We start from the raw sequence: 12,059 nt of genomic DNA on the forward strand, positions 1-12,059 counted from the left end.
GCTACAGCCCTCCCGCGAGCGCACAGCTCGTCGCGGAAATCGCGACGCGCAGGCCCGCGACGGAAGGATCCGCGGACGCCGTCACGCACACGAGCTCGCCGTCCTCCGAGACGCGGAGATCCGCCCCGGCCACGGCCGCCGCCACGACGCCCGGGGCGCGCTCCGGCTCGCCGCGCGCGACGAGGCGGGCCGCGTCCGCCGCCGCGTCCTGGAGCCGCACCTGCGTGCCCGCGACGCCGACCGCGCCCACGGCCAGCACCGCGACGGCGACGACCGCGGGGAGGGCGACCGCGAACTCCGCCGAGGCGGAGCCGCGGTCGCCCCGGGGAAGGAGCCGGATCATGGCACCTGCAGCGCCTGTTCGATGATGCCGTTCAGCAGCGACTGCACGCCGCCGGAGCGCATGATCGCGACGAGCACGCCGGCGATCGCGACCGCCGCCATCGTGACGATCGCATATTCGGCGGTCGAGGCGCCCTCTTCGTCGTCCCACAGTTCTTTCATCGCTGGGTCTTCCTTTCTCTTTTGGGGATCCGCCGGTCATCCGGCGAACGCGGGCATCGGCGTCGCGCTGAGCACGCCGAGGAGCATGGGGGCGACGCCGAGGAGGAGGAACGCCGGGAGAGAGCACACGCCCATCGGAAGCAGCAGCCGGGTCGACAGCCGCGCGCCGCGCAGGCGTCCCTCCGTGCGCGCCGCGTGGCGCGCGTGCGCCGCGGAGGCGCGCAGCAGCTCCACCGCCGGAACGCCCGCGTCGCGTGACAGCGCGAGGGCCCGCGGGGCGGATCCGCCCGAGGCCGCGGTCGTGAACTCCCCGCACGCCTCCAGCACGCGCTGGGCGCGTTCGATCGACGCGCCGCCCGAGAGAGCGATCGCGAGGAGCTCCTCGTGCATTCCGGGGGTGAGCGTCGCGGGCTGCGCGACGCGCACGAGCCGGCGCGTCCACGCGCGCCCCGCCCACATGAGGGCACCGCCGCCGGCGAGGCAGGCCGCGCCCGCGATGCTCCCCGTCATGACCGCGAGCGGGTCGAGGCCCAGGCCCCAGCCCACGACGAGCCCGAGCACGGGGAGCCAGGACATGAGCCGGGCGGAGGCCACGGGCTCCGCGAGCGCGATCGCGACGTCGTCGCGCAGCTCGCGGGCGTCGTCGAGTGAGGCGGCGATGTCGCGGAGCGTTCCGGCAAGCGGCGCGCCCACGACGTCCGAGACCTCCCACGCCGCGGCGACGTCGCCCCACGCGTCCGCCCCGGCCGCCCGCTCGGCGGCGATCGCGTCGGGGATGCGCTGACCCTCGCTCATGCGCCCGAGCACCCGGGCGGCTGCCGCGTCGCCGCTATCGGCGAGGTGCCGCCACGCGGCCGCGGGCGCGGCCCCCGCCTGGAGGAGCACGGCGAGCGGCAAGATCGTCTCGGTGGGATCCGCGGGCGGGGTGCGGCGCCGGGTCAGGATTCCCACGGGCGCACCTCCTCGATCGCGAGCCGGTCGCCGTCGATCCCGAACCGCCCGACCGCCTCGAGGCGCCGCGCGCCGTCCGGGCCCCGCCCCAGGTGGAGGACGACGTCGATCGCGCTGGCCGCCTGGCGCGCGACCGCGCGATCGTCCCAGCCCGCGAGCGCGCCGAGCGCCTCGAGGCGCGCCGGAACGTCGCTCAGCCCGTTGGCGTGCAGGGTCCCGGCGCCCCCGTCATGTCCGGTGTTGAGGGCCGTCAGCAGGTCGCGAATCTCCTCGCCGCGGCATTCGCCGACGACGATCCGGTCGGGCCGCATGCGCAGGCTCTCGCGCAGGAGGCGCGCCAGGCCGATCCCGCCGGCGCCCTCCCGGTTGGCCTGCCGCGCCTCGAGCGCCACGTGGTGCGGGTGGTCGAGGCGCAGCTCGGCGACGTCCTCGATCGTGACGATGCGCTCGCGATGGGGCGCGCGCCCGAGGAGCGCGGACAGCAGCGTCGTCTTGCCGCACCCGGCGCCGCCCGTGATGAGGAGGTTGCGGCGGGCGCGCACGAGCCCGTCGAGCCACGCCGCGACGGGCTCCGCGAACGCCCCCGCGGCGCACAGGCCGCCGAGGTCGAGGCGCTCCGCGCGGGGCACGCGAATCGAGATGGCCGTGCCCGCCGCGGCGACCGGCGCGAGCGCGACGTGGACCCGGATCCCCCCGGCGAGGCGGACGTCCACGAGCGGGGTCGAATCGTCGACGTGGCGGCCGCCGCGCCCCACCAGGCCGGTCGCGAGGTCGCGCACCTCGCGCTCCGAGGCGCGCCACTCCGGCACCCGCTCGGCGCCGGATCCGCGGTCGACGAACAGCCCGCCGGATCCGTTGACGAACAGGTCCGTGACGCGCGGATCCGTGGCGAACGGGGCGAGCGGCCCGAGGTCGGCGGGGGCAACGCGCTGGGCGGCGCCCCGCTCCCGCGCGGGGCGGGGCTGGCGCGGCTGGGCGACGAACGGCTCGGGCATGACGACGACGCTAGGAACGGGCCGCGGGCGGCGGGGCGCGTGCGCGGCCCGGCCTCAGATGAACGGGCGCGATCGGGGCCTGTGGACGCGCTGGCGCGCCCGCGACACGCCCGTGCCACCTTTCGGAGGTAGCCTCGCGGATCCGAATGGCCGTACGGTCGGGACAGGCGGGCGCCGCAGGAGACGCGCGCCCGAGAGAGTCCCGTCGCAAAGGAGCGCACCATGTCTCAGCAGATCGACCACCTCCTGACGGAGGACCGTCGGTTCGCCCCCTCCGCCGCCTTCGCCGAGAACGCGATCGCGGGCCCCGCCATCTACGACGCGGCGCACGCCGACCGGCTGGCGTTTTGGAAGGACCAGGCGGAGACGCTCCTCGACTGGCACACCCCCTTCACGCGCGTCCTCGACTGGCAGAATCCGCCGTTCGCGAAGTGGTTCGACGACGGCGAGCTCAACGTCGCGTACAACTGCCTCGACCGCCACGTCGAGGCGGGCCACGGCGACCGGGTCGCGCTGCACTTCGAGGGCGAGCCGGGCGACACCCGCACCGTCACCTATGCGGAGCTCACCGAGGAGGTCAAGCGCGTCGCGAACGTGTTGACGGACCTCGGCGTGGGCCAGGGCGACCGGGTCGCCATCTATCTCCCCATGATCCCCGAGGCGATCGCGTCGCTCCTCGCGGTCGCGCGCCTCGGTGCGATCCACTCCGTCGTCTTCGGCGGCTTCAGCGCCGACAGCCTGCGCGCGCGGATCGACGACGCGGGCGCCAAGGTCGTCATCACGGCCGACGGCGGGTACCGCAAGGGGAAGGCCTCGGCCCTCAAGCCCGCCGTCGACCAGGCCCTCGCGGATCGGGGCGACGGGCCCCAGGCCACGGTGGAGCGGGTGCTCGTGGTGCGCCGCACCGAGCAGGAGGTCGACTGGACCGCCGGCCGCGATGTCTGGTGGCACGAGGCCGTCCCCGCTGCGAGCGCCGAGCACGAGGCGCAGGCGTTCCCCGCCGAGACGCCGCTGTTCATCCTCTATACCTCCGGCACGACGGGGAAGCCCAAGGGGATCCTGCACACCTCCGGCGGTTACCTCACGCAGGCCGCCTTCACCCACCGCAACGTGTTCGACCTGCACCCCGAGCGCGACGTGTACTGGTGCACGGCCGACATCGGCTGGATCACCGGCCACAGCTACGTGACCTACGGCCCGCTCGCGAACGGCGCGACGCAGGTGCTCTACGAGGGCACCCCCGACTTCCCGAACCCGGGGCGCTGGTGGGACATCATCGAGAAGTACGGCGTGACGACCTTCTACACGGCGCCGACCGCCGTGCGCAGCTTCATGAAGCAGGGGCGCGAGATCCCGCAACAGCGCGACCTCTCCTCTCTTCGCCTCCTCGGATCCGTCGGCGAACCCATCAACCCCGAGGCCTGGATGTGGTTCCGCGAGGTGATCGGATCCGGCGTCGCGCCGATCGTCGACACCTGGTGGCAGACCGAGACGGGCGCGATCATGATCTCGGCGCTCCCGGGCGTGACGGAGACGAAGCCCGGGTCCGCGCAGGTGCCGATCCCCGGCATCTCGATCGACGTCGTCGACGAAAAGGGCCAGCACGTAGGGCGCGACGCGGGCGGGCTGCTCGTCGTGACAGAGCCCTGGCCGAGCATGCTGCGCGGCATCTGGGGGGATCCGGAGCGGTTCGTCGAGACCTACTGGAAGATGTTCGCCGACAAGGGGTACTACTTCGCGGGCGACGGGGCGCGGCTCGACCCGGACGGCGACATCTGGCTGCTCGGGCGCGTCGACGACGTCATGAACGTCTCGGGGCACCGCCTCTCGACCGCGGAGATCGAGTCGGCGCTCGTCGCGCACGACGCCACGGCGGAGGCGGCGGTGGTCGGCGCGAGCGACGAGACCACCGGCCAGGCGGTCGTCGCGTTCGTCATCCTCAAGGAGAGCTTCCTGCGCGCGCACTCGGCCGAGGGCCTCGCCCAGACGCTGCGCGCCTGGGTCGGCGAGCAGATCGGTCCGATCGCCCGCCCCCGCGACGTCTACATCGTCGGGGAGCTGCCGAAGACCCGCTCCGGCAAGATCATGCGCCGCCTACTCCGCGACGTCGCCGAGGGCCGCGAGGTCGGCGACACCCAGACGTTGGCGGACACGGCCGTCATGAGCGTCATCAGCGCGCAGGTCCGCTGAGCCGCGGGCCCGCTGAGCCGCCGCAAGTCCACATTTCTCCGGCAAGTCTCCGCGCTGAGCGCGGAGACTTACCGGAGAAATGTGGACATAGGGGCCGAGCGCGTCAGGGGGCGAGGGTGAAGGCGACCTCAACCTCGACGGGGGCGTCGAGCGGGAGGACGGCGACGCCCACGGCGGAGCGGTTGTGGCGGCCGGCCTCGCCGAAGATCTCGCCGAGCAGCTCGCTGGCGCCGTTGATGACGCCCGGCTGGCCCGTGAACGACGGATCCGACGCCACGAAGCCCGTGACCTTGAACACGCCCTCCAGGCGGTCGACGCCGCCGGCGGCCGCGGCGGCCGCGGCGATGGCGTTCAGCGCGCAGGTGCGCGCCATCTCCTGCGCGTCCGATGCCGGGACGAGCCCGTGGCCGTCGCCGACCTTGCCGGTCGCGGGCAGGGCCCCGGATACGAACGGCAGCTGTCCCGAGGTCCACACGAGGTCGCCGTGGACCTTCGCGGGGATGTACGCGGCCACGGGGGCGGCGACGTCGGGCAACTCGATGCCGAGCTCCGCGAGCCGCGCCGAGACCGTCACTGCTGGCCCTCGAACTGCTTGGCGGCCTCGGCCGCCGCTCCCAGGCCCGCGTTGGCGTCCCCGGCACCCGTGGGGCGCTTGAGGTACGCGACGAGCCCGCCGTCCGCGTTCGGCACGACCTGCACAAGCTCCCAGCCCTGCTTGCCCCAGTTGTTGAGGATCGCGGCGGTGTTGTGGATCATCAGCGGGGTAGTGAGGTACTCCCAGGTGGTCACGGATTCTCCCGTCGTAGAGGCGAGTGTGCCAGCGGCTGTCGCTGTGGATCGGGTCGAAGAACGATGTGCGCGCGCGGCGTGACTCAGGCTTCTCCCCTACCATCAAGCCTATGCCTCATGCGAAAAGGACGGCCAGCGGCGTGCTCGGCGGGCTCGTGGGACTCATCGGTCTCAGCGCCATCGCCGGGATTCTCGTGACCGCGACCGTCACCCCCGCCATCGCGGTGTCGGGCTACGCCGCCTCGAGCGCCATCTCCCTCTTCGACAGCCTCCCGGGCGCCCTCGAGGTGGACCGCCCGATGGAGCCGACGACGATCTACGCGCCGACGACCGGCGACGCGGACGAGGAGTACTACGAGCTCGCGTCGTTCTACGACCAGAACCGCGAGCCCGTGGAGTACGACCAGGTCTCCGACCTCATCTACGACGCCCTCCTCTCCAGCGAGGACCCGCGCTACTACGAGCACGGCGGCATCGACCTGATCGGCACGACGCGCGCGCTGCTCAGCAACGCGGTCAGCAGTGGCACGCAGGGCGGATCCTCGATCAGCCAGCAGTACGTCAAGAACGTCCAGGTCCAGGCCTGCGAGCGCGACGCGGAAGACCAGGAGGGCCTCGAGGAGTGCTACCTCGAGGCCACCGACGCGTCCGGCGTCGACGGCTACAAGCGCAAGCTGCAGGAGATGCGGTACGCGATCTCCATCGAGCAGGAGTACTCGAAGGAGCAGATCCTCATCGGGTACCTGAACCTCGCGAACTTCGGCGGTAGCACCTACGGCATCGAGGCGGCCGCGCAGTACTACTTCGGCGTGTCCTCGTCCGACGTGAACCTCTCCCAGGCGGCCACGCTCGCGGGCATGGTGCAAAACCCGAACACGTACCGGATCGACCTGCCGAACAACGAGGCCAACGGCGCCGACAACTCCTACGCCCAGACCACGGAGCGCCGCGACTACGTCCTCGGCCGCATGCTGACCGAGGGCGTCATCACGCAGGAGCAGCACGACCAGGCGGTCGAGCAGCCCATCGAGCCGAACATCACGCAGCGCCAGCAGGGCTGCGCGGCGGCACAGGGCACGGCCTACTTCTGCGAGTACGTGAAGAACACGATCCTCTACGACGACCGCTACGCGGGCACGTTCGGCGAGACGACGGAGGAGCGCAGCGATCTCCTCACGCGCGGCGGCCTCGAGATCTACACGACGCTCGACAACGATCTGCAGTACCAGGCCCAGCAGACCATGCAGAACAACACCGACCCGTCGGTGGCGGGCATGCAGTTCGGCGCGACGACGGTGCAGCTGGATCCGAAAACCGGCAACATCCTCTCCCTCGCGCAGAACACCGAGTTCAGCGAGGTCGACGGCGCGGGCGAGGGGCAGACCTCCCTCGTCTACGCGGGCGACTACACGCACGGGCGATCGACGGGATTCAGCGCCGGATCGACGTACAAGATGTTCACGATCATCGACTGGCTCGAGAACGGGCGCAGCGTGAATGAGGTCCTGGACGCCCGGGCGGGCCAGACGCTCCCCATGACGTGCAACGGGCAGAACTCGGGGCCGTACACGACCAATCGCGAAGACAACTTCAACAGCGACGGCGGCCGGATCGACGACGTGCGCACCTTCACCGGGCTGTCGCTGAACACCGGCTTCTACGCCATGGCCTCGCAGCTCGACGTCTGCGAGATCCACGCGGTGGCCACGAACATGGGCCTCACGCTCGGAAACGACGAGGCGCTCACGACCTACCCCGGGTACCAGAACGCGTTCAGCATCGTCGGCTCAATGAATATCGCCCCGATCGACATGGCGACGGCCTACGCGACGGTCGCCAACGGCGGGGTGCGCTGCGAGCCCACGGCGATCCTCCGCGCGACCGACGCGGCGGGCTCCGAGCTCGAGGTTCCGGGAGCCGACTGCGAGCGCGTCCTCGAGGCGAACATTGCCGCGACAACCGCCTACGACATGGAGGCCGTCATGGAGCCCGGGATGACGGGCTACTCGGCGAACGTGGGCGACGGCATCGCGACCTTCGGCAAGACAGGAACGCACGAGAACATCCAGTCGTGGATGATCCAGACGTCCACCGCCGTCACAACCGCGACGTGGGTCGGAAACGTCGAGGGCGGCGAGCGCGACGGGCAGGGCGACCTGTTCAACTACGGGCTCGCGAACCTCCGCTACCAGATCTCGAAGGAAAACCAGGCCGCCGCCAACGCGAAGTACGGCGGCGAGGACTTCCCCGAGCCGGATCCGGAACTCCTCGAGGTCGAGGAGAAGAACGTCCCCGACGTCAACGGCATGACGGTGGACGAGGCCACGGCCGCGCTGCAGCGCGAGGGCTTCCGGGTCACTGTCGGCGACGAGGTCCCCGGCAACGCCGACCAGGGCCGCGTGGAGAGCACGAACCCCTCCGGCGCCGCGCCGACGGGCAGCCTCGTCACCCTCAACATTTCCAACGGCGAGGGCGCCATCGAGGTCCCCGACGTCACGGGGATGACGCCCGCGCGCGCCGTCTCCGCGCTCCAGGACGCGGGCCTGCAGGGCACGCTCGGATCCTGCACACAGGACGACGGCGCCCGCGGCCAGAGTGTCACGGCCTCGAGCCCCGGCGAGGGCGAGATCGTCGGCGACGGGACGACCGTCACGATCGACTGGGAGGCCCGCAACTGCAGCGGGAACGACACCGGCGACGACGAGGAAGACGGCGGAAACGGCGGAAACAACGGCCGCGGCAACGGGAACGACGACTGATGGGGGCCGGGCGGGGTGCGCTCACCGCGGTCGCCGCGGCGGGCGCCCTCGCCGCCGCGTGGGGCATCGGGATCGAGCGGTACCGCTTCCGCGTGCGCACCCACACGGTCCGGATCCTCGCCCCCGGATCCGACCCCATCCGCGTCCTGCACCTGAGCGACCTGCACCTTGCGCCGTGGCAGCGTCGCAAGCGGGAGTGGATCGCGCGCCTCGCCTCCCTGCGCCCCGACCTCGTCATCGACACGGGCGATAACTTCGGCCACCCGGCCGCGCTCGGCGCGATCCGCGGGGCGCTCACGCCGTTTGCCGGAACGCCCGGCGTGCACGTGCACGGGTCGAACGACATCTGGGCGCCGAAGCCCCGCAACCCCCTGCGGTACCTCATCGGGCCGTCGCAGAAGGAGCAGTCGGTCCCGCCGCTCGACACGGACGGCCTCGACGCCGTCCTCGAGGGCGAGCTGGGCTGGTTCGGGCTGCACAACGATGGCGTCGCATTCGACGTGCGCGGGCACCGTCTGCGCTTCATCGGCACCGACGACCCGCACCACGACCGCGAGGACTGGGACGCCGTCGACGCCGCGCGCGGCGAGCTGCCGGACGGCGAGCTGACGATCGGCGTCACCCACGCCCCCTACCGCCGCGTGCTCGACGCGTTCGTCGACCGCGGGGCCGACGCGATCTTCGCGGGGCACACCCACGGCGGGCAGGTGCGGATCCCCGGCGTCGGCGCGCTCGTGGCGAACTGCGACATTCCGCTGGCGCAGGCGCGCGGGCTGTCCGCGTGGGAGCACGATGGCCGATCCGCCGTGCTCAACGTGAGCGCGGGCGTGGGCCACTCGATCTACGCGCCCGTGCGCTTCGCGTGCCCGCCCGAGGTGTCGCTCGTGACGCTCGCGCCGAAGCGGCCCGCCTAGCGATCCCCCAGCGCCCGGCGGATGTCGTCGAGGTTGCGATCGGCCTGCTCGAGGAGGGCCGCCGTCAGGGCGAAGCGCCGGTTGATCTCCGGCGTCGTCGCGTCGGCCTCGGTCTTGTAGCGGAAGTCGTGCTCGACCTCGGCCCAGACGTGCTCGAGCATCGTGCGGATCTGCACCTCGACAGGGACGCCGGCCTGGACCTCCTTAAACGCGCCCTCGCCGCGCGTACGGCCGACGAACTGCACGCTGCGATAGCCGAAGCTCTCGTCGCCGAGCAGGTCGCCCTTGTCGATATAGGACTCCTCGACGACCTCGAGGAGGCGGCGCGTCATCTTCTCGATCTGGGCGAGGTCGCTCCGGAAGAACGCCATGATGCGCACGCCGACCATGTCCTCGACGGGCTTGTCCGGGTCGCGCAGCACCTTCCGCTCGTACGAGAACCGCTTCTTCACGCGCGCCTCGACGCGGAAGTAGCTCACGCCCCACTGCCTCAGGTGCAGGGGGATCTCCCGCTCGAGCGCGTCGCGCAGCGCGCGGTACTCGGGAAGCGCGCGATCGTACGACCGCAGCGCCTCCTTGACCCGCTCCTCCACGTCCATGCCTCCAGGGTAGGGGCCACCCCCGACACCGCGGGGCGCGCCGCGCGAACCGAGAGACGCAAAAGGACCCCCGCCGATCGGCGGGGGTCCTTTTTGTGGTGTGGTCGGGATGACAGGATTTGAACCTGCGACCCCCTCGTCCCGAACGAGGTGCGCTACCAAGCTGCGCCACATCCCGTGACAACCTGATCAGTCTATCCGATCCCGCCGGCATCGGCGAACCGGGGCCCCGCCCGCGCGCGTCGCCGGCGCTTCCCCCGTCGGCGCGGAGGTCCCTCCCGCGCCGCCCGGGCCGGGCGGCGCGGGAGGGACCGCGCGACTCAGTCGACGACGGGCGCCAGGCGCGCGAGCTGCGTGACGTGGCGCGGCTCGAGCTCCTCGACCGAGGAGACCCCGAGCAGCTTCATCGTGCGGCGGATCTCGCTCTCGAGGATCGCGATCATGCGGTCGACGCCCGCGCGTCCGCCGGCCATGAGCCCGTACAGGTACGCGCGGCCGACGAGGGTGAACTTCGCGCCGAGCGCCATCGAGGCGACGATGTCCTGGCCGTTCATGATGCCCGTGTCGACCATGACGGTGGCGTCGGATCCGACCTCCTTGACGACCTGCGGGAGCAGGCGGAACGGGATCGGGGCGCGGTCGAGCTGGCGGCCGCCGTGGTTCGACAGCACGATGCCGTCGACGCCGCGGTCGATGAGCTTCACCGCGTCGGGCACGTTCTGCACGCCCTTGACGACGAGCTTGCCCGGCCACATCTCGCGGATCGTGTCGAGGTCCTCATAGCTGATGGTCGGATCCATCGCGCTGTTCAAGAGGTCGCCGACCGTGCCGCCCGTCGTCGACAGCGACGCGAACTCGAGCTTGGGGGTCGTGAGGAAGTCGATCCACCACCACGGGCGCGGGATCGCGTTGACGATCGTGCCGAGCGAGAGCTGCGGCGGGATCGAGAAGCCGTTGCGGCTATCGCGCATGCGGTTGCCCGCCACGGGCGTGTCGACCGTGAAGTGCAGGGTGTCGAAGCCCGCCTCCGCCGCGCGCTTCACGAGCCCGTACGAGATCTCGCGGTCGCGCATGACGTAGAGCTGGAACCAGTTGCGCCCGTTCGGGTTGGTCTTCTTGACGTCCTCGATCGACGTCGTGCCGAGCGTCGAGAGTGTGAAGGGGATCCCCGCGGCGCCCGCGGCGCCGGCGCCGGCGACCTCGCCCTCGGTCTGCATGAGGCGCGTGAAGCCCGTCGGCGCGATGCCGAACGGCAGCGCGGACGTGCCGCCGAGGATCTCGGTGGTCGTGTCGACGTCGACGGCGGGCTTGAGGATGTCGGGGTGGAACTCGATGTCCTCGAAGGCCTGGCGCGCCCGCTCGATCGAGAGCTCCGCGTCGGCGGCGCCGTCGGTGTAGTCGAACGCGGCGGCCGGCGTGCGGCGCTTCGCGATGGCGCGGAGGTCGGCGATCGTCAACGCCTTGCCGAGGCGGGCGTCCTTGCCGAACTCCGGGCGCTTGATCTTGAGGTATTCCAGCACGTCGGCCGGATTCGGGAACTGGCGGGTGACCATGGGGACGTCCTTTCGTGGGGTCAGGTGGCGCGCGTGAGCGCGTGGTAATCGCGGATGTGGTCGTGGATCCGGGCCCGGGCGCCCGGAGCATCGCCGCGGTCGATCGCGCTCACGACGCCGCGGTGCTCGCGCTGGAGGCGGTCGCGCGCGGCGCCCCAGTCGGCGATCGTGTGCGCCCCGTGCTGCACGTACGCCTCGATGGCGGCGCGCAGGCCGGTCATGATCGCGCCGAAGACGGCGTTGCCCGTCGCCTCGGCGAGGAGCGCGTGAAAGCGCGCGTCGAGCGCGAGGAACTCATCGCGCGCGAGGTCCGGGGCGTCCATCGCGCCCAGGACCTCCCCCGCGCCCGCGAGATCGGGACGGTCGCCGGCGAGGGCCTCCGCCACCGCCGTCTCGAGCACGAGGCGGGTCGCCACGACGTCGTCGAACCGGAACGCCTGCGCCGCGGCCTGGAGCCCGAGCACCTGCGCGAGCCCGGAACCCGCCTGCACCGTGATGACGGCGCCCGCGCGCGGGCCGGATCCGGTCGCGGTGTGCAGCACGCCCATCACCTCGAGCACCCGGAGGGCCTCGCGGACGCTGGAGCGGCCGACGCCCAGCTGGCTGGCGAGGTCGCGCTCGCCGGGGAGCCGGTCGCCCGGGCCGAGGGATCCGTCGCGGAGGCGCTGTTCGACGTGCTCGAGCACGGTGCGCCATGCGCGCGTCTCGCTCATCCGTGCCCCCTCGCCCCGAAACCGTGTGGTCTGACCACAGTAGCGAGATTCGGCACGGGCGCCAAACGGCGCATGTAACGCCGGATTGCGCC

At 72.0% G+C, this 12,059-nt stretch carries 12 protein-coding genes and 1 tRNA gene; 3 read left to right on the forward strand and 10 right to left on the reverse strand.

Going from position 1 to position 12,059, the window contains the following annotated elements; all coding sequences use genetic code 11:
• Position 1: 1 nt before the first annotated feature.
• From G8E01_RS10240 to G8E01_RS10255, 4 genes are read right to left on the reverse strand one after another with little or no spacing between them, the layout of a single operon-like run.
• Positions 2–343: a TadE family type IV pilus minor pilin gene (locus G8E01_RS10240; protein WP_166319329.1), complete on the reverse strand. Its 342-nt coding sequence runs from the start codon at positions 341–343 to the stop codon at positions 2–4.
• Complete coding sequence (locus G8E01_RS10245) at positions 340–504, reverse strand: DUF4244 domain-containing protein (protein ID WP_166319331.1); 165 nt, start codon at positions 502–504, stop codon at positions 340–342. Before G8E01_RS10245 ends, G8E01_RS10240 begins: the two co-directional genes overlap by 4 nt.
• Positions 505–540: 36 nt before the next feature.
• Positions 541–1,455: a type II secretion system F family protein gene (locus tag G8E01_RS10250; RefSeq protein ID WP_338100796.1), complete on the reverse strand. Its 915-nt coding sequence runs from the start codon at positions 1,453–1,455 to the stop codon at positions 541–543.
• On the reverse strand, positions 1,443–2,450 hold the full coding sequence (locus G8E01_RS10255) for a TadA family conjugal transfer-associated ATPase (RefSeq protein WP_166319333.1): 1,008 nt from the start codon (positions 2,448–2,450) through the stop codon (positions 1,443–1,445). The genes G8E01_RS10250 and G8E01_RS10255 overlap by 13 nt, the downstream gene beginning before the upstream one ends.
• A 222-nt stretch (positions 2,451–2,672) precedes the next feature.
• On the opposite strand from G8E01_RS10255, the gene acs reads away from it, so the two are divergent.
• Positions 2,673–4,640, forward strand: coding sequence for an acetate--CoA ligase (gene acs, locus G8E01_RS10260; RefSeq protein WP_166319335.1), 1,968 nt, complete (start codon positions 2,673–2,675; stop codon positions 4,638–4,640).
• 103 nt (positions 4,641–4,743) lie between these two features.
• On the opposite strand, the gene G8E01_RS10265 is transcribed toward acs, so the two are convergent.
• Complete coding sequence (locus tag G8E01_RS10265; protein WP_166319337.1) at positions 4,744–5,214, reverse strand: Atu1372/SO_1960 family protein; 471 nt, start codon at positions 5,212–5,214, stop codon at positions 4,744–4,746.
• The gene (locus G8E01_RS10270) at positions 5,211–5,429 is read right to left on the reverse strand and encodes a Sp36 family protein (RefSeq protein ID WP_166319339.1); all 219 of its coding nucleotides are present in this window, start codon (positions 5,427–5,429) and stop codon (positions 5,211–5,213) included. The genes G8E01_RS10265 and G8E01_RS10270 overlap by 4 nt, the downstream gene beginning before the upstream one ends.
• 110 nt (positions 5,430–5,539) lie before the next feature.
• On the opposite strand from G8E01_RS10270, the gene G8E01_RS10275 reads away from it, so the two are divergent.
• Both G8E01_RS10275 and G8E01_RS10280 read left to right on the forward strand, forming a co-directional pair.
• A complete protein-coding gene (locus tag G8E01_RS10275) occupies positions 5,540–8,188 on the forward strand; it encodes a transglycosylase domain-containing protein (RefSeq protein ID WP_166319341.1) in 2,649 nt (882 codons plus the stop codon).
• A complete protein-coding gene (locus G8E01_RS10280) occupies positions 8,188–9,102 on the forward strand; it encodes a metallophosphoesterase (RefSeq protein WP_166319343.1) in 915 nt (304 codons plus the stop codon). Before G8E01_RS10275 ends, G8E01_RS10280 begins: the two co-directional genes overlap by 1 nt.
• Here G8E01_RS10280 and G8E01_RS10285 read toward each other — a convergent pair.
• From G8E01_RS10285 to G8E01_RS10300, 4 genes are all read right to left on the reverse strand, one after another.
• A complete protein-coding gene (locus tag G8E01_RS10285; RefSeq protein ID WP_166319345.1) occupies positions 9,099–9,701 on the reverse strand; it encodes a GTP pyrophosphokinase in 603 nt (200 codons plus the stop codon). The genes G8E01_RS10280 and G8E01_RS10285 overlap by 4 nt on opposite strands.
• A gap of 101 nt (positions 9,702–9,802) precedes the next feature.
• A tRNA-Pro gene (locus G8E01_RS10290) sits at positions 9,803–9,879 on the reverse strand.
• 142 nt (positions 9,880–10,021) lie between these two features.
• On the reverse strand, positions 10,022–11,254 hold the full coding sequence (locus tag G8E01_RS10295; protein ID WP_166319347.1) for an alpha-hydroxy acid oxidase: 1,233 nt from the start codon (positions 11,252–11,254) through the stop codon (positions 10,022–10,024).
• 20 nt (positions 11,255–11,274) lie between these two features.
• Complete coding sequence (locus G8E01_RS10300; protein ID WP_166319349.1) at positions 11,275–11,967, reverse strand: FadR/GntR family transcriptional regulator; 693 nt, start codon at positions 11,965–11,967, stop codon at positions 11,275–11,277.
• Between the last annotated feature and the right edge of the window lie 92 nt (positions 11,968–12,059).

The organism is Microbacterium excoecariae (genome assembly GCF_011326725.1).
Classification (GTDB): domain Bacteria; phylum Actinomycetota; class Actinomycetes; order Actinomycetales; family Microbacteriaceae; genus Microbacterium; species Microbacterium excoecariae.